The sequence below is a fragment of the Streptomyces chiangmaiensis genome, from assembly GCF_036281785.1.
Lineage (GTDB): Bacteria > Actinomycetota > Actinomycetes > Streptomycetales > Streptomycetaceae > Streptomyces > Streptomyces chiangmaiensis.
Map to the genome: position 1 here is coordinate 24,627 of NZ_JAYWVC010000058.1, position 16,364 is coordinate 40,990.

At 71.4% G+C, this 16,364-nt stretch carries 17 protein-coding genes and 1 pseudogene; 16 read left to right on the forward strand and 2 right to left on the reverse strand.

Annotation, left to right across the window (positions count from 1 at the left end; genetic code table 11):
• Positions 1–167 precede the first annotated feature (167 nt).
• From VXC91_RS18765 to der, 12 genes are all read left to right on the forward strand, one after another.
• Positions 168–1,343, forward strand: a complete 1,176-nt coding sequence (locus VXC91_RS18765) for a ParA family protein (protein ID WP_329508425.1) — start codon at positions 168–170, stop codon at positions 1,341–1,343.
• Positions 1,328–1,897 (forward strand): hypothetical protein, encoded by a 570-nt coding sequence (locus tag VXC91_RS18770; protein ID WP_329508426.1) that lies wholly within the window; start codon positions 1,328–1,330, stop codon positions 1,895–1,897. Before VXC91_RS18765 ends, VXC91_RS18770 begins: the two co-directional genes overlap by 16 nt.
• 320 nt (positions 1,898–2,217) lie before the next feature.
• The gene (locus tag VXC91_RS18775) at positions 2,218–3,345 is read left to right on the forward strand and encodes a segregation and condensation protein A (protein WP_408057410.1); all 1,128 of its coding nucleotides are present in this window, start codon (positions 2,218–2,220) and stop codon (positions 3,343–3,345) included.
• Positions 3,342–4,013, forward strand: a complete 672-nt coding sequence (scpB, locus tag VXC91_RS18780; RefSeq protein ID WP_329508427.1) for an SMC-Scp complex subunit ScpB — start codon at positions 3,342–3,344, stop codon at positions 4,011–4,013. The genes VXC91_RS18775 and scpB overlap by 4 nt, the downstream gene beginning before the upstream one ends.
• A complete protein-coding gene (locus VXC91_RS18785) occupies positions 4,013–5,080 on the forward strand; it encodes a pseudouridine synthase (protein WP_329508428.1) in 1,068 nt (355 codons plus the stop codon). Before scpB ends, VXC91_RS18785 begins: the two co-directional genes overlap by 1 nt.
• A 131-nt stretch (positions 5,081–5,211) precedes the next feature.
• Positions 5,212–5,940, forward strand: coding sequence for an NUDIX hydrolase (locus VXC91_RS18790; protein ID WP_329508429.1), 729 nt, complete (start codon positions 5,212–5,214; stop codon positions 5,938–5,940).
• Entirely contained in the window at positions 5,937–6,959 is a 1,023-nt protein-coding gene (locus tag VXC91_RS18795; protein WP_329508430.1) for an ADP-ribosylglycohydrolase family protein, read from the forward strand. Before VXC91_RS18790 ends, VXC91_RS18795 begins: the two co-directional genes overlap by 4 nt.
• 141 nt (positions 6,960–7,100) lie before the next feature.
• A complete protein-coding gene (gene aroH / locus VXC91_RS18800) occupies positions 7,101–7,463 on the forward strand; it encodes a chorismate mutase (RefSeq protein WP_329508431.1) in 363 nt (120 codons plus the stop codon).
• Positions 7,460–8,554: a prephenate dehydrogenase gene (locus VXC91_RS18805; RefSeq protein ID WP_329508432.1), complete on the forward strand. Its 1,095-nt coding sequence runs from the start codon at positions 7,460–7,462 to the stop codon at positions 8,552–8,554. The genes aroH and VXC91_RS18805 overlap by 4 nt, the downstream gene beginning before the upstream one ends.
• A 109-nt stretch (positions 8,555–8,663) precedes the next feature.
• Positions 8,664–9,359: a (d)CMP kinase gene (gene cmk, locus VXC91_RS18810; RefSeq protein WP_329508433.1), complete on the forward strand. Its 696-nt coding sequence runs from the start codon at positions 8,664–8,666 to the stop codon at positions 9,357–9,359.
• Entirely contained in the window at positions 9,356–10,003 is a 648-nt protein-coding gene (locus VXC91_RS18815; RefSeq protein ID WP_329508434.1) for a lysophospholipid acyltransferase family protein, read from the forward strand. Before cmk ends, VXC91_RS18815 begins: the two co-directional genes overlap by 4 nt.
• A gap of 71 nt (positions 10,004–10,074) precedes the next feature.
• The gene (gene der / locus VXC91_RS18820) at positions 10,075–11,553 is read left to right on the forward strand and encodes a ribosome biogenesis GTPase Der (RefSeq protein WP_329508435.1); all 1,479 of its coding nucleotides are present in this window, start codon (positions 10,075–10,077) and stop codon (positions 11,551–11,553) included.
• Between the two features lie 66 nt (positions 11,554–11,619).
• On the opposite strand, the gene VXC91_RS18825 is transcribed toward der, so the two are convergent.
• Together VXC91_RS18825 and VXC91_RS18830 are read right to left on the reverse strand one after the other, a co-directional pair.
• A complete protein-coding gene (locus tag VXC91_RS18825; protein ID WP_329508436.1) occupies positions 11,620–12,012 on the reverse strand; it encodes a hypothetical protein in 393 nt (130 codons plus the stop codon).
• Positions 12,013–12,234: 222 nt separating this feature from the next.
• The gene (locus tag VXC91_RS18830) at positions 12,235–13,008 is read right to left on the reverse strand and encodes a hypothetical protein (RefSeq protein ID WP_329508437.1); all 774 of its coding nucleotides are present in this window, start codon (positions 13,006–13,008) and stop codon (positions 12,235–12,237) included.
• Between the two features lie 540 nt (positions 13,009–13,548).
• On the opposite strand from VXC91_RS18830, the gene VXC91_RS18835 reads away from it, so the two are divergent.
• The 4 genes and pseudogenes from VXC91_RS18835 to VXC91_RS18850 all read left to right on the forward strand — a co-directional run bounded on the left by VXC91_RS18835 (position 13,549) and on the right by VXC91_RS18850 (position 16,337).
• Positions 13,549–14,205 (forward strand): LysM peptidoglycan-binding domain-containing protein, encoded by a 657-nt coding sequence (locus tag VXC91_RS18835; RefSeq protein ID WP_329508438.1) that lies wholly within the window; start codon positions 13,549–13,551, stop codon positions 14,203–14,205.
• A gap of 353 nt (positions 14,206–14,558) precedes the next feature.
• Positions 14,559–14,735 (forward strand): annotated as a pseudogene (locus VXC91_RS18840) (glycosyltransferase family 4 protein); the annotation flags it as partial.
• A 58-nt stretch (positions 14,736–14,793) separates the two neighbouring features.
• Positions 14,794–15,798: a helix-turn-helix transcriptional regulator gene (locus VXC91_RS18845; protein WP_329508439.1), complete on the forward strand. Its 1,005-nt coding sequence runs from the start codon at positions 14,794–14,796 to the stop codon at positions 15,796–15,798.
• A gap of 323 nt (positions 15,799–16,121) precedes the next feature.
• A complete protein-coding gene (locus VXC91_RS18850; protein WP_329508440.1) occupies positions 16,122–16,337 on the forward strand; it encodes an I78 family peptidase inhibitor in 216 nt (71 codons plus the stop codon).
• The last annotated feature ends 27 nt before the right edge of the window (positions 16,338–16,364 follow it).

Here is a 16,364-nt window from a genome sequence, read left to right on the forward strand (position 1 = left end):
CCTGGACGCCCTTGACAGCGGGATGTTTCATTGCCGACACATCGGGCCGGGTCCGGCGGATTGTGTTGCTGCGGACCGCCGACACGCCATAGAGTCGCCAACCGTCGGCATGGTGCCACGCTGACCTATCTAGAAGTTCCCTGGTCACCAAGGAGGTAAGACGACTTGTGAATGAGTCGACATTTACTCCCGGGGGTGGTCAACCAGGAACGCCTGCGCGGGGCACGGGCCCCACGGGGCTCGAGGCTGTCGGCTCCGTCGCTGTCCGTACCTTCGCTGCCCACCAGAGCCAGAGCCCCCGCCTGACTCAGACAGCACATCAGAGCTTGGATGGCCAACACGTGAACGCCATGGCCGGCAACGGAAGTGGCGGGGTCCACAACCACTTCGCCGACTACGACGAACTGCCCGACGGGCACTTCTACGACCCCGACGCGGAATACGAGCCCGATCCCGAGTACGCGGCCACGCTCGCGCCCGACGCGGCCCGCCAGCGCCGCGAGCGCATCGGCCCGACGGGGCGCCCGCTGCCGTACTTCCCGATCCCCGGCCCGCTGACCGACCACGGCCCGGCGAAGATCATCGCGATGTGCAACCAGAAGGGCGGCGTCGGCAAGACGACGTCGACCATCAATCTGGGTGCCGCGCTCGCGGAGTACGGCCGCCGGGTGCTGCTCGTCGACTTCGACCCGCAGGGCGCGCTGTCCGTGGGCCTCGGCGTCAACCCCATGGAGCTCGACCTCACCGTCTACAACCTGCTCATGGAGCGGGGCATGTCCGCGGACGAGGTCCTGCTGAAGACCGCGGTTCCGAACATGGACCTGCTGCCGAGCAACATCGACCTGTCGGCGGCCGAGGTCCAGCTGGTGTCGGAGGTCGCGCGAGAGTCGACGCTCCAGCGTGCGCTGAAGCCGCTGATGCCCGACTACGACTACATTGTGATCGACTGTCAGCCCTCGCTCGGCCTGCTCACCGTGAACGCGCTCACCGCCGCGCACAAGGTGATCGTGCCGCTGGAGTGCGAGTTCTTCGCGCTGCGTGGTGTCGCGCTGCTCACCGAGACCATCGAGAAGGTCCAGGAGCGGCTCAACCCGGAGCTGGAGCTCGACGGCATCCTCGCCACGATGTACGACTCCCGGACCGTGCACAGCCGTGAGGTCCTCGCGCGTGTCGTCGAGGCGTTCGACGACCACGTCTACCACACGGTCATCGGCCGGACCGTGCGCTTCCCGGAGACCACGGTCGCCGGTGAGCCCATCACCACGTACGCCTCCAACTCCGTCGGTGCCGCCGCCTATCGCCAGCTCGCCAGGGAGGTGCTCGCCCGGTGTCACGCCGAGTGAGTCTGCCCGGGGCCGACGAACTGTTTCGTACCACCGGGGGAATGGCGCTCCAGGCGTCCACCCCCAGGCGCCAGGCCAACGGCGAGGCCCGGGTGCCGGCTCCCGCGGGCGAGAGCGATCCTGCGGCCGCGACGGAGGACGCGCCGCCGTCGGTGCCCGTGCAGGGCGGCGACGGTGAGGGCGACGAGCACGTCGCGGCGGACGTGGTCGATACGGAGGCGGGGGAGTCCCGTACGCGGTCCGCTGCCGCGGAGCGGCCCGCGCGGCGCCAGGCGGCGTCGCAGGAAGGTTCTGCCGCCCCTCAGCCGCGCAAGCGGGGGCGTGCGGCCGGGCGGCGGCCCAGTGGGCGTGAGCGGCACGACGAGAAGATCACCGTGTACGTGTCCGCGGAGGAGTTGATGGACCTCGAGCACGCGCGTCTCGTGCTCCGGGGCGAGCACGGGCTCGCGGTCGACCGCGGGCGGATCGTGCGTGAGGCGGTTGCGGTGGTGCTGGCGGATCTGGAGTCCCGGGGGGACGCCAGTATCCTCGTGCGTCGGCTGCGGGGACGGTGAGCAGGTAGCCTGCGACGGCTATGTCCTCGTACGACGGCTCCACTTCCACCACCGGCCCGGCCGGCCGTCGGCGCGCGCTGGGACGCGGGCCGGGGGCTGCGCCTGTCGCGCCCGCCGTCGAGGAGGAGCCGGTCGCGCTCGGTGGCGCGGACGCCTCCGAAGGCGAGACCGGAGAAGCACCGACCGGCGCGGGCCCCGCGCCGGACACCGCGTTCGGGGAACCCGGAGCGAGGCGCCGGCCCGAGCCCGAGGAGTCGTCGGCTGACGGCCGCCCTGCCGGGGACGGTTCCGGGTCGGCAGCGGTGCCCGAGGAGCGCGGCGTGCACGGCGCGCCGGGTGGGGCGGCCGGGCGTCGGCCGGAGCCCGTGGGTGTGACCGGTGCTGGACCGGGATCCGTGTCGCCCGAGCCGCCCGCGGCCCTCGCGACTCCGGGTGAGGAGGCCGAGCCGGGCCGGGAAGCGATCGCCGAGCCGGCGCACCTGGTCCTCGCGGCCGTGCCGAGGCCCGCCACCCCGGCCGATGCGGCGGACGCCCGCGTCGGGTCTGTCGATGCGCCGGACGCCCGCGTCGAGTCTTCGGACGGTTCGGAGCCCGATGGCGGCGTCTTCAAGGTCCGGTTGTCGAACTTCGAGGGCCCGTTCGATCTCCTGCTTCAGCTGATTTCGAAGCACAAGCTCGATGTCACCGAGGTCGCGCTGTCCAAGGTGACCGACGAGTTCATGGCGCACATCCGGGCGATGGGGCCGGACTGGAACCTGGACGAGACCACCGAGTTCCTCGTGGTCGCCGCGACCCTGCTCGACCTCAAGGCGGCACGTTTGCTGCCCGCCGCCGAGGTCGAGGACGAGGCGGACCTCGCGCTGCTGGAAGCCCGCGATCTGCTGTTCGCGAGGCTCCTCCAGTACCGCGCCTACAAACAGATCGCCGAGATCTTCAACCGGCGGACCGAGGACGAGGCCCGGCGCTACCCCCGCACCGTCGGCCTCGAACCCCAGCACGCCGAGCTGCTGCCCGAGGTCGTCATCAGTATCGGACCCGAGGGTTTCGCCAGACTCGCCGTCAAGGCGATGCAGCCCAAACCCAAACCGCAGGTCTACGTGGACCACATCCATGCCCCGCTGGTCTCCGTGCAGGAGCAGGCCGGGATCGTGGTGGCACGGCTGCGGGAACTCGGCGAGGCCAGCTTCCGTGTGCTCGTGGCGGACACCGACGACACCCTCACGGTCGTCGCACGCTTTCTGGCGCTGCTGGAGCTGTACCGGGAGAAGGCCGTGGCGCTGGAGCAGGAGGCCGCTCTCGGCGAGCTGCTGGTGCGCTGGACCGGCGGGGAGGGGGACGACGCCCCGGTGGTGACGGACGAGTTCGACCGGCCGCCCGAGGATCCCGACAAGAACGGCACCAAGGCGGATCCCGGCAAGAGCGGCACGAAGACGGAGGAGAAGGCGTGAGCGAGGAGATCGCCGAGGTTCCAACAGGCCTGGACGCGGTCGCAGGCCTCGACCTCAAGCCCGCCCTGGAGGCCGTGCTCATGGTCGTGGACGAGCCCGCCACCGAGGAGCATCTGGCGAAGATCCTCGAGCGGCCCCGGCGGCAGATCGCCGACGCGTTGCGCGAGCTCGCGGACGAGTACACCGTGCAGGGTCGCGGCTTCGAGCTGCGGTTCGTCGCGGGCGGCTGGCGCTTCTACACCCGGGCCGCCTACGCCCCGGCCGTGGAGCGCTTCGTGCTGGACGGTCAGCAGGCCCGCCTCACCCAGGCCGCCCTGGAGACCCTGGCGGTGGTCGCGTACCGCCAGCCGGTCAGCCGCAGCCGCGTCTCGGCGGTCCGCGGAGTGAACTGCGACGGGGTCATGCGCACCCTCCTCCAGCGGGGTCTGGTCGAGGAGGCGGGCACGGAACCCGAAACAGGTGCGATCCTGTACACGACGACGAACTACTTCCTGGAGCGGATGGGCCTGCGTGGCCTGGACGAGCTACCGGAACTCGCGCCCTTCCTCCCGGAGGCGGAGGCGATCGAGGCCGAGACCCAGGAGGGCGTTCCGTCGTTCGACCCGGACGCTCTCGACGCTCCGGACGCGGACGGCGATCACACGACGAACACGACGACGGAATTTTGATGCGAAGCAGCGGCAGCGGCAGGAACGGCGGGCGCGGAAACTACCGCGGTGCCGGCAACAGCAGGGACGAGAGGCAGGGTCAGGGCCGTCCCCGTAAGCCCCGCCCCGAGGAGCGCCGCTACGACGTGGGCCCCGGCGCCTCCACGGACGGCCCCAAGTCCGGGCGCGGCAGCACCGCGCGCGGCGGGGCCAAGGGCGGCCCCAAGCAGGCGCAGCCGCGTGGCGGCGGTCGCACGGCGCCGGCACGCTCGCGTGAGTACGAGGCCCGCGCCGAGGAGCGCAACCGCGAGCGGTATGCCGACAAGAAGGACCTCAAGCCGCCCAAGACCTTCCCGGGCGCCGAGGCGGAAGGCGAGCGTCTGCAGAAGGTGCTCGCGCGCGCGGGTTACGGCTCCCGCCGGGCCTGCGAGGAGTTGATCGAGCAGGCCAGGGTCGAGGTCAACGGGGAGATCGTCACCGAGCAGGGGCTCCGGGTCGACCCGGAGAAGGACGAGATCAAGGTCGACGGGCTGACCGTCGCCACCCAGTCGTATCAGTTCTTCTCGCTGAACAAGCCGGCCGGTGTCGTCTCCACCATGGAGGACCCGGAGGGGCGCCAGTGCCTCGGGGACTACGTCACCAACCGTGAGACACGGCTGTTCCACGTCGGCCGGCTCGACACCGAGACCGAGGGTGTCATCCTGCTCACCAACCACGGTGAGCTGGCCCACCGGCTGACCCACCCCAGGTACGGCGTGAAGAAGACCTACCTCGCGCACATCGTGGGCCCCATCCCGCGCGACCTCGGCAAGAAGCTCAAGGACGGCATCCAGCTCGAGGACGGGTACGCGCGCGCGGACCACTTCCGGGTGGTCGAGCAGACCGGCAAGAACTACCTCGTCGAGGTGACGCTGCACGAGGGCCGCAAGCACATCGTGCGCCGCATGCTCGCGGAGGCCGGCTTCCCGGTCGACAAGCTGGTGCGGACCGCCTTCGGCCCGATCACCCTCGGCGACCAGAAGTCGGGCTGGCTGCGCCGGCTGTCGAACACCGAGGTCGGGATGCTGATGAAGGAAGTCGACCTCTAGCCGCCGCCCTTTCGCAGCGCCCCTGGCTCATCGAAGTGGCCGGTTCCCGTGGTGACGGGAACCGGCCTTCTTCTTGTGCGCCGCCATCGCCTGCCTTTAGAGTCAGATCGACCATAAAGGGGGTGGGGGTCATGGGGGCCGTGCCGGGCTATGACAAGTACGCCTTCGAGCCCTTCGGCGTCGCCGCCGACCTGGCCGTCCTCACCATTCGGGCGGGCCGGCTGCACGTCCTGCTCGTCGAACGCGGACAGGAACCCTGTGCGGGACGCTGGGCGCTCCCCGGCGGCTTCGTGAGGCCGGAGGAGTCCGCGGAGGACGCCGCCCGGCGGGAGCTCGCCGAGGAGACCGGCCTCGCGGACGTCTCCGGGCTCCACCTCGAGCAGCTGCGTACCTACAGCGATCCCGGCCGCGATCCCCGCATGCGGGTCGTCTCCGTCGCCTTCGCCGCCCTGCTGCCCGACCCTCCCGAGCCGCACGGCGGCGGCGACGCGGCACAAGCCCGCTGGCTGCCGTACGACGCAGCCGGGCCGCTGGCCTTCGACCACGACCGGATCCTCGCGGACGCCCGCGATCGGGTCGGCGCCAAGCTCGAGTACTCCTGCCTCGCCACGGCCTTCTGCCCGCCCGAGTTCACCCTGGGGGAGCTGCAGCAGGTCTACGAGACCGTCTGGGGCACCGCGCTCGACCGTCCCAACTTCCGGCGCAAGGTCCTCGCCACCCCCGGCTTCGTCGAGCCGGTCCCGGGCGCCGCCCGGCTGACCGGCGGTCGCGGCAAGCCCGCCGCGCTCTACCGCGCGGGCTCCGCCACCGCCCTGCACCCGCCCCTGCTCCGCCCCGCCACGGAAGGACGGCCCTCATGACCGCCACCGCACTCGCCAAGCACGCCGCCACCGGATCCCTGCTCGGGCTCGCCCTCGGTGACGCCCTCGGCTTCCCGACCGAGTTCAGCGACGTGCCGTCGATCCTCGCCAAGTGCGGCCCCTGGCGAGAGATGGGGCTGCCGAGGCCGGCGATCGTCACCGACGACACACAGATGACGCTGGCGCTCGGGCGCGGGCTGCGCACGGCCATGGACCGCGGGCTCCTGGCGCCCAAGCGGATGGAGCGGCCGGTGCGCGAGGAGTTCGTCGGCTGGTACCACTCCCCGGAGAACAACCGGGCACCCGGCCGGACCTGCCTCGTCGCCTGCAACCTGCTGAACGACGAGAAACGGCCCTGGCAGGAGGCGAGCCAGATCGACTCCAAGGGATGCGGGGCCAACATGCGGGTGGCGCCCGTCGGGCTCGTACCGGGGCTGAGCGACGAACAACGCGCCGGGGCCGCCCAGTTGCAGGCCGCGCTCACCCATGGCCACCCCACGGCGCTCGCCGCCTCCGATCTCACCGCCCACGCGATACGGCTGCTGGCGCAGGGCGCCGAGCCCACCGGACTGGTCGGGCTGCTGCGGTCGTACGCGTACGAGAACCGGAGCCGCTACCACGAGCTGTGGCTGAGCGATCTGTGGACCCGCGCCCAGGACCCCACACCGGAGCACTTCATCGCCCGCGGCTGGGACGAGTGCCTGGAGATCCTCGAACGCCTCAAGGGGGCCGTGGCGACCGTGTCGCCCGAGACCGACCCCTGTCTGGCGACGGGCGCGGGGTGGATCGCGGAGGAGGCCCTCGCCACCGGTCTGCTGTGCTTCCTGCTCTTCCCTGACGAGCCCGTCACCGCGTTGCGCCGGGCCGCCTGCACCTCCGGTGACTCCGACTCGATCGCGTGCCTCGCGGGAGCCTTCGCGGGCGCCCACCTCGGCGCCGAGGCCTGGCCCCGGGAGTGGGCGGACCGCATCGAGTACGGGGGAGAACTTCAGGCGCTCGGGGCCCTCTGGGACGCGTGAGCCGATGATCCGGCCCCCATTCGGGGACACGCTCACCGGGGCGCGGTGCGTCTTGCCGGACGGGCGCCGCGCCGGAGTGCGTTCCGGGCTGACTACGCTGGTGTGACCAGAGGTGTCCGTACATCAGCGAGGAGCATCACCGTGGCGCTACGAGCGGTCCGGGGAGCCGTCCAACTGGAAAGGGACGAGGCCGGGCACATGAGTGAGCAGGTCGGCGCCCTGCTCACCGCCGTCCTGGAGCGGAACGGCCTCACCACCGACGAGCTGATCAGCATCTGGTTCACTGCCACGCCCGATCTGCACAGCGACTTCCCGGCAGCCGCGGCCCGCAAGCTCGGTATCGTCGACGTGCCGCTGATCTGCGCCCAGGAGCTGGACGTCGAGGGCGCGATGCCCCGGGTCGTCCGCATCCTCGCCCACATCGAGTCCGACAAGCCGCGCGTCGGCATCGTGCACGTCTACCTCGGTGCCGCCGCCGCCCTGCGCAAGGACATCGCCCAGTGAGGTCCGCACTCGTCATCGGTACGGGGTTGATCGGCACGTCGGCGGCCCTGGCGCTGACCGCCCGGGGTGTCACCGTGCACCTTTGTGACCACGACCCCGAGCAGGCCCGTACGGCGGCCGTCCTCGGCGCCGGCACCGACGAGGAGCCCGACGGCCCCGTCGACCTGGTGATCGTCGCGGTCCCGCCCGCGCACGTGGCCGCCGGGCTCGCCGATGCCATGCGGCGCGGTCTCGGGCGCGGCTACCTCGACGTGGCCAGCGTCAAGGGCGGCCCGCGCCGCGAACTGGAGGCACTCGGCCTCGACCCGGTCCTCCTGTCGCAGTACATCGGCACGCACCCCATGTCCGGCCGTGAGAAGTCCGGACCGCTGGCCGCCACCGGCGATCTCTTCGAGGGCCGCCCCTGGGTGCTCACCCCGACGCGGGACACCGACACCGAGGTGCTGAACCTCGCCCTGGAGCTGGTCTCGCACTGCCGTGCGGTGCCGGTCGTGATGGACGCCGACGGCCACGACCGGGCCGTCGCGCTCGTCTCGCACATGCCCCACCTGGTCTCCAGCCTGGTCGCGGCGCGCCTGGAGGACGCCGAGGAGGCGGCCGTACGGCTGTGCGGGCAGGGCATCCGGGACGTGACCCGGATCGCCGCCTCCGACCCCCGGATGTGGATCGACATCCTGTCCGCGAACCCCGGTCCGGTCGCCGACCTGCTCTCCGAGGTCGCCGCAGACCTCGACGAGACCGTACAGGCCCTGCGCGCCTTGCAGTCCTCCGACGAGGCCAAGCGGCGCGAGGGCGTCGACGGGATCCAGGACGTGCTGCGCCGGGGCAACGCGGGCCAGGTCCGGGTGCCCGGCAAGCACGGCAACGCGCCGCGGGCGTACGAGACCGTCTCCGTCCTCATCAGCGACCAGCCGGGCCAGCTGGCCCGCATCTTCGCGGACGCGGGCATGGCGGGCGTCAACATCGAGGACGTCCGCATCGAGCACGCCACGGGGCAGCAGGCGGGTCTGGTCCAGCTGATGGTGGAGCAGAAGGCGGCCCCGGTGCTCAGCGCGGCGCTGCGGGAGCGGGGCTGGACGATCCGCCAGTAGCGCGAGGGGAAGGCCAGTCATACCAGGTCCGGCGAGCCAGTAACCTTGTGCGGGGCGCCCGTGCGTCCCGCACGCACCCACCACCCCGCACCAGGAAGGTGTCCTCACCGTGGAAAACGGCGCCGCCCGGACCGCCCCGGCAGTGATTGTCGCCATCGACGGCCCCTCCGGCACGGGCAAGTCGAGCACCTCGAAGGCCGTGGCCGCGCACCTCGGGCTGAGCTACCTGGACACCGGCGCCCAGTACCGGGCGATCACGTGGTGGATGGCGAACAACAACATCGACATAACGGACCCGACGGCGATCGCGGCGGTGGTGGGCAAGCCGGAGATCGTCTCGGGCACCGACCCCTCGGCGCCCACCATCACGGTGGACGGCGTGGACGTGTCCGGCCCGATCCGCAGTCAGGAGGTCACCTCCAAGGTCAGCGCGGTCAGCGCGGTGCCCGAGGTGCGGGCCCGGATCACCGAGCTGCAGCGTTCCCTCGCCGCGTCGGCGGAGGCGGGCATCGTCGTGGAGGGCCGCGACATCGGGACCACCGTACTGCCCGACGCCGACCTGAAGGTCTTCCTCACCGCCTCTCCCGAGGCGCGTGCCGCCCGCCGCAGCGGTGAGCTCAAGGGCGCCGACATCCACACCACCCGCGAGGCGCTGATCAAGCGGGACGCGGCCGACTCCAATCGCACGACGTCTCCGCTCGCCAAGTCGGACGACGCGGTCGAGGTGGACACCACCGACCTCACGCTCCAGCAGGTCATCGAGTGCGTCATCACCCTCGTCGAGGAGAAGCGGGCGGCGAAGTGAGCGAGGCTCCCTCCGAGCGGGGCGTCGAAGTCGGGCGGCGCTTGGGCGTCCCCGTGATGTACGGGCTGTTCACACCGCGCGTCCTGGGCGCCTGGAAGGTTCCGGCGTCCGGTCCGGCGATCCTCGCGGTCAACCACTCCCACAACATCGACGGGCCGATGGTCATGGGTGTGGCGCCCAGGCCGACACACTTCCTGATCAAGAAGGAGGCGTTCATCGGCCCGCTCGGTGCCTTCCTGACCGGGATCGGCCAGCTCGAGGTGGACCGCACGACTACCGACCGCACGGCGATCACCCGGGCACTGGGCGTGCTGGAGAACGGGGGAGTTCTGGGCATCTTCCCCGAGGGCACCCGGGGCGAGGGCGACTTCGCCTCGCTGCGTGCCGGGCTCGCCTACTTCGCGGTCCGCGGCGGAGCGCCGATCGTGCCGGTCGCGGTGCTGGGAAGCGCCGAGCGGCGCGGACGGTTGATAAAGGCGCTGCCTCCGCTGCGCAGCCGCATCGACGTCGTCTTCGGCGACCCGTTCGAGGCGGGCGACGGCACCGGGCGGCGCACGCGCAGGGCGCTGGACGAGGCGACCGTGCGCATCCAGAAGCAGCTCACCGAGCACCTGGAAAACGCCAGGCGCCTCACCGGGCGCTAGGCGACACTCGAGTAGTGGATCACCGCGTGCGGTGCTCCACCGATCACCACGATGAACGAGGTACGGACTTCATGAACGACCAGATCCAGCCCGACGGCTCGGCCGAGCACGAGTACGAGCACGGGGCGCTCGGCGACGCCGAGTACGCGGAGTTCATGGAGCTCGCCGCGGAAGAGGGCTTCGACCTCGAGGACGTCGAAGGCGCCATCGAGGAGGCAGGACACGGCCCGCTCCCCGTGCTCGCCGTCGTCGGCCGTCCCAATGTCGGCAAGTCGACCCTCGTGAACCGGATCATCGGCCGCCGTGAGGCGGTCGTCGAGGACAAGCCCGGCGTCACCCGCGACCGCGTCACCTACGAGGCCGAGTGGGCGGGCCGCCGCTTCAAGGTCGTCGACACCGGCGGCTGGGAGCAGGACGTCCTCGGTATCGACGCCTCGGTGGCCGCCCAGGCCGAGTACGCGATCGAGGCGGCCGACGCGGTCGTGTTCGTCGTCGACGCCAAGGTCGGCGCGACCGACACCGACGAGGCGGTCGTCCGGCTGCTGCGCAAGGCCGGTAAGCCCGTGGTGCTCGCCGCCAACAAGGTCGACGGCCCGAGCGGCGAGGCCGACGCGGCATACCTGTGGAACCTCGGCCTCGGTGAGCCCCACCCGGTCTCGGCCCTCCACGGCCGCGGCACCGGCGACATGCTGGACGCCGTCCTGGAGGCGCTGCCCGAGGCGCCCGCCCAGACCTTCGGCACCGCGATCGGCGGACCGCGCCGCATCGCCCTCATCGGCCGTCCGAACGTCGGCAAGTCCTCGCTGCTGAACAAGGTCGCGGGCGAGGAGCGCGTCGTCGTCAACGAACTCGCCGGCACCACCCGTGACCCGGTCGACGAGCTGATCGAACTCGGCGGCAGGACCTGGAAGTTCGTCGACACGGCGGGCATCCGCAAGCGCGTCCACCTTCAGCAGGGCGCGGACTACTACGCCTCGCTGCGCACCGCGGCCGCGGTCGAGAAGGCCGAGGTCGCCGTCGTCCTGATCGACGCCTCCGAGAGCATCTCGGTCCAGGACCAGCGCATCGTCACCATGGCGGTGGAGGCGGGCCGTGCGCTCGTCCTCGCCTACAACAAGTGGGACACGCTCGACGAGGAGCGCCGCTACTACCTGGAGCGTGAGATCGAGACGGAGCTCGGACAGGTCGCCTGGGCGCCGCGGGTGAACGTCTCGGCACGCACCGGACGGCACATGGAGAAGCTGGTCCCGGCGATCGAGACCGCGCTCGAGGGCTGGGAGACCCGGGTGCCGACGGGCCGCCTCAACGCCTTCCTCGGCGAGCTGGTCTCCGCGCACCCGCATCCCGTCCGCGGCGGCAAGCAGCCGCGCATCCTCTTCGGCACCCAGGCGGGCACCAAGCCTCCCCGGTTCGTCCTCTTCGCCTCCGGCTTCATCGAGGCGGGCTACCGCAGGTTCATCGAGCGGCGGTTGCGTGAGGAGTTCGGCTTCGAAGGTGCGCCGATCCATCTCTCGGTGCGCGTGCGTGAGAAGCGCGGCAAGAAGAAGTGAGGCGAGGGACATCGCGACACGGGTGAGGGGCGGCCCCGACGGGACCGCCCCTCACCCCTGTCCGGCTCAGAGCCCCCTGCGTGGAGCGGGCGGCAACGCAGGGACGTGGTGCATTCCCCTGGCGTGCCGCGCCACCTGCTGCCAGACGTCGCTCGCCGCGGGCGAGTGGCCGTGCTGGGCGGCCAGGTGACCGGTCGCGTGCTGAGGGGCTCCATGGCGTGAGGCATACGTCCCGGTGCCGTACGAGCCTGTGCTCTGCGGGGAGTTGGAGAAGGCGGTGAAGGCCATGTCCTCCTCGCCGCTGCGGTCGCCGGGGAAGGCCCGGAAGGACCTGACGTACTCGTCGTAGAGCGCGTCGTAGATCGGCGTGGCCGATGAGCCACCGGTGGAGTCCTGGTCCGCTCGCCCGGAGGGGGCCGGCTGATAGGACTGGCGGCGGGGGACGTCATATGCGTGCACGTAGGTGCCAACGACCCCGTCGCCCAAGGGATGCGGTCGATTGGTCCGCTTCAGGAGACACCGCGCGCGGCCGGAGGCGCGGTGCGTCCGGGCGCGGCGAAACGCGGGTTCGGCCCGGGTCCACCCGCGCCTTGTGCGCGGCCTGCAGGGCCTTGACGGGGGCGCGGGGAACTGCGGCCGACCGCAGCCCACCCGCGCCCCGCTCCGGGCCCGCTCCGAGGCTCAGGTCCCCGCCAGAGGCACGGCCGCGGCGACGAGCTTGCCGTTCGCCGCGGCCTTGTCCAGCGCGTCGCGCAGCAGATCCTCCCGCGGCTGCCGGCCGATCGAGCCGACCGGCGCCGCGAACATCAGCACCTGCTGGTGCTTGTTGGCGGCTGCTCGCCACCCCTCAGTGACCTGGAGCGGCTGGTGCGCCTGCCACCAGGCGACCTGCTGACCGCCGTTCGTACCGGGCTGCAGCACGGCGTGCAGCTGGCCCATGGCGAGCAGCACCGACCAGCCGTGCAGCACGGGCGGCACCGACTCGATGACGGTCAGCGGCATGAAGCCCTGCTCGATGAGGAGGGGCAGGAAGTCGTCGCCGTCGCCCGTCGAGCCCGGGCGCACGATGGGAGCGGTCGGCTCCACGACGAGCGCCGGGTGCAACTCCCCGGCGATCAGGACGAGTCCGCTGGTGACGCCCAGCACGGCCTGCTCGGGGGCGGCCGTGCCGAACCCCTCCTCGGCGGTGATGGAGCGCACGGCGCCCTGCAACTGCTCCTCGGTGACCTGGACGACCTGGGAGGGCAGGCAGGTGGCGTGGGCGAAGGCGAGGACGGCGGTCTCCTCGCCGATGAACAGGACGGTGCTGGTGCGCTCCTGTTCGGAGTCGCCCGGAGTGCGGCAGGAGGTGCAGTCGTAACTGCCCGGGGCGTTGTCTCCGGCGAGCAGCCGGTCGGCTTCTTCGTCGCCGATCTCGGCGCGTACGTCGTCGCTGACGTCGAGCATGCGCGGCACGGGTGGCTCCCTCGGGATGTGGTACCTGGCGGTGCCGGGTGGCTCCCGGCCCATGAGTCCGGGGGTCCCCGGCTCATGAAGATGACAACGGGCGATCTGTGGCCGGAGTCACGCTCGGGAGCGAACGGAATCGAACCATCCGATGCGCTGGGTGAACATGCCTGCGGAATCCGTTACTCCATGTCAACTACCCCGATGTAAAAGGGAGTTGGTTCCGTGAAGTGACTCACAGATCGCGGGAGGGCTCGGTCGACAAATCCGGAAATCAGCGAATGAAGTGGGTGGCCGAAAATCGCTGATACCTCGGGTAACGTCGAACTGGCCTGGAATGACAAGGAGTTGGTTGATATCGGGCGGCCGATCTCCCTACATTCCTCCGCCGTGTGCAACGAGCACCGCCCGGGTTCGTCCACCGGCCGCGCCGCGCAGTCGGCGCGCAGCACCACTTCCGGTGGACGGGGCGGCGCGCGACGACCGCGTTCCATGCGTGGCCGGCGCGTCCCGCCTTGGGGGATCCCGGGTATGTGGAGAGGGAATTACATGTCTGCATGTGCCGATGACACCCGTAAGGCCCGCACAACCCGTACGACGGCGGTCCTGGCCGGAGCGGCACTGCTCGCCCCGCTGGCACTGCTGGCCACGACCGGCAACGCCGCCGCGGCCGACGGCGGGGTGTGGGACCGCATCGCCCAGTGCGAGAGCGGCGGGAACTGGCACATAAACACCGGCAACGGCTACTACGGAGGACTTCAGTTCTCCGCCGGCACCTGGCGCGCGTACGGCGGCACGACCCACGCACCGACCGCCGACCAGGCCTCGAGGGAGGCACAGATCGCCGTGGCCACGAAGGTGCAGCACGCGCAGGGATGGGGCGCATGGCCCGTCTGCTCGGCGCGTGCCGGAGCCTACGGAAGTGCGCCCGGCACCGTCGGCCACCAGGCGGCCACGAGGTCGTCGTCGGGTTCCGCGACCACCGAGTCGGCTCCGTCGAAGCAGCCGGCGAAGGCACCGGAGCGCTCGACGGGACACACGGGTCGTGGCTCGTCCCGTGGTGACTACACCGTCCGCAGCGGCGACACCCTGAGCGGTATCGCCGAGCGGCACGGGACCACCTGGGAGCGGCTCTACGCGCGCAACAGGGCGGTCATCGGCGGTGATCCCGACCTGATCGTGCCCGGGCAGCGGCTCGAACTCTGACCGTGCCCGCCCGTCGGGCCCCGGCGTCGCGACGCCGGGGCCCGACGGCGTTTCCGGCCGGCCGTCGGCCCGTGGCCCCAGGGCGGGCCCGCCGACCAGCACCATGCGCGTGTACGGGCAGGGCACGGGGTGGCGCGGGCCTGCGCTGCTCGCCGGCGGAGAGCGCCCCGGAGCGGCGGGGGAGCAACCGGTCGTCGACGGGGCCCGGAGGGCCCCGACGACGCGCAGGAGCCGCCTCTCCGTGGCACGCTGGGAGGACGCGAAGGGCTGGAGTCGACCAGGGAGACCTGAACACCATCTGCTTCGACGTACCGCAGCCGGCCTGCGAACCCTGGTGCGTCTCGCGGCCGAGGATCGTCTCCGTCTTCCGCCATCGCGACGAGCCCGTCTTCGCACCCGACCCGCGCATCCGGCTGCGGTCCCTGGTCGACCTGCGGGCCGACGGCCCCGACCGAGGTCACGGCGAGCTGGGGAAGCCCGCGCGGATCTTTCCGTGCGCGGAGGGCCGCTACCGGCAGTGCAGCGCCGTGGGCCCACCGGGCTGACCGCGGACAGTCACTGTCCGCAAGGGCTGGCAGACTCGGGACCATGCTGGAGACCTCGGCACGACTGCTGCGCCTGCTGTCCCTGCTCCAGGCCCACCGCGAATGGTCCGGAGCCGACCTCGCCGAGCGCCTCGGAGTCAGTCCGCGCACCGTGCGCCGGGACGTGGACCGGCTGCGCGAGCTCGGCTATCCCGTCAACGCCAGTCCGGGCACCGGCGGCGGATACCAGCTCGGTGCGGGGGCCGAACTGCCGCCGCTGCTTCTGGACGACGACGAGGCGGTCGCCGTGGCGGTCGGCCTGCGCACCGCCGCCGGGCAGGGCATCGAGGGGATCGGCGAGACCTCCGTCCGCGCCCTGGCCAAACTCGAACAGGTCCTGCCGGGCCGGCTGCGCCGCCGGGTGGGCGCCCTCAACGCGTTCACCGTGCCGATGCTGCACCGCCGGTCGTCCGCCGTCGACCCGTCCGTCCTCACCGAACTCGCCCATGTGTGCCGCGACGCGGAGCGGCTGCGCTTCGAGTACCGGGACCACGATGGCGCCCCGACCCGCCGTACGGTCGAGCCGCATCGCCTGGTGTGCACCGAGCGTCGCTGGTATCTGGTCGCCTGGGACGTCGACCGCGACGACTGGCGCACGTTCCGCGTCGACCGCATCACCCCGAAGCCGCCGCACGGACCGCGTTTCGCTCCGCGGACGCCACCGGCCGAGGACCTGGCCGCGTATGTGTCGAAGGGCGTCTCCACCGGTGCGTACGCCGCGCAGGCCGTCGTACGGCTGCTGGTGCCCCTGCACGAAGCGGCCGAGCGGATCTCGCCGTCGGCGGGGACCCTGGAGGCGGAGACCGACGGCAGTTGCCTGCTGCGCACCGGGGCTGCCAACCTCGACGTGATGGTGATTCACGTGATGATGATCGGCTTCGAGTTCGAGGTGCTGGAGCCCGCCGAACTGACCGAGAAGATGACGACGGCGCGGGACCGGTTGTCCCGGGCGCTCGAGCGGGGCTCGCGGCGAGCCGGTGGGCCGGAGCCGGCCAGCTCGCGCGGCTAGGGGATTCTGTGCCGGACCCGTGTATTTCTTATGCACAGTCGGGTGTCATGCTCGTCTTGAAATCGGAATGGAATGAGTCGGCAGGTGGACTGCGCACTGCCTATCGGTGGGTTATTCGAAGGCCTTCCGGTGACGGGCGAACCGACTCCGAATTGCGTTCGAGGGGGTGCCGACCGAACGCGGAACGCCCCCGTACCTGTGACGGTGTCGAGGCCGAAACGCGTGTCGTGATTCTGTGACAGAAGCGTGACCGGAGAGGGATACGTGACATGAGTGGCGGCTCTGGACTTCCACGGCGGGGGACCGCGGCCTAACGTGGCGGCATGGCACCTATTCCCACCCCCGGAGCCGAACCCGACGACTCTCCGAAGGCGTATGTCGGCCTGGCGGCCGACCGGGCCGAGCGGCTCGCCCACGAGCGTGGCTGGAGCACGGTCCGCTCCCTTCCACCGGGTGCGATCATCACCATGGAGTACCGCGTCGGACGGCTGAACTTCGAGGTCGTGGACGGCAGGGTCAGACGCTGCTGGAAGGGCTGACCGGCGAGGCACGCTCGGTTCGGCACT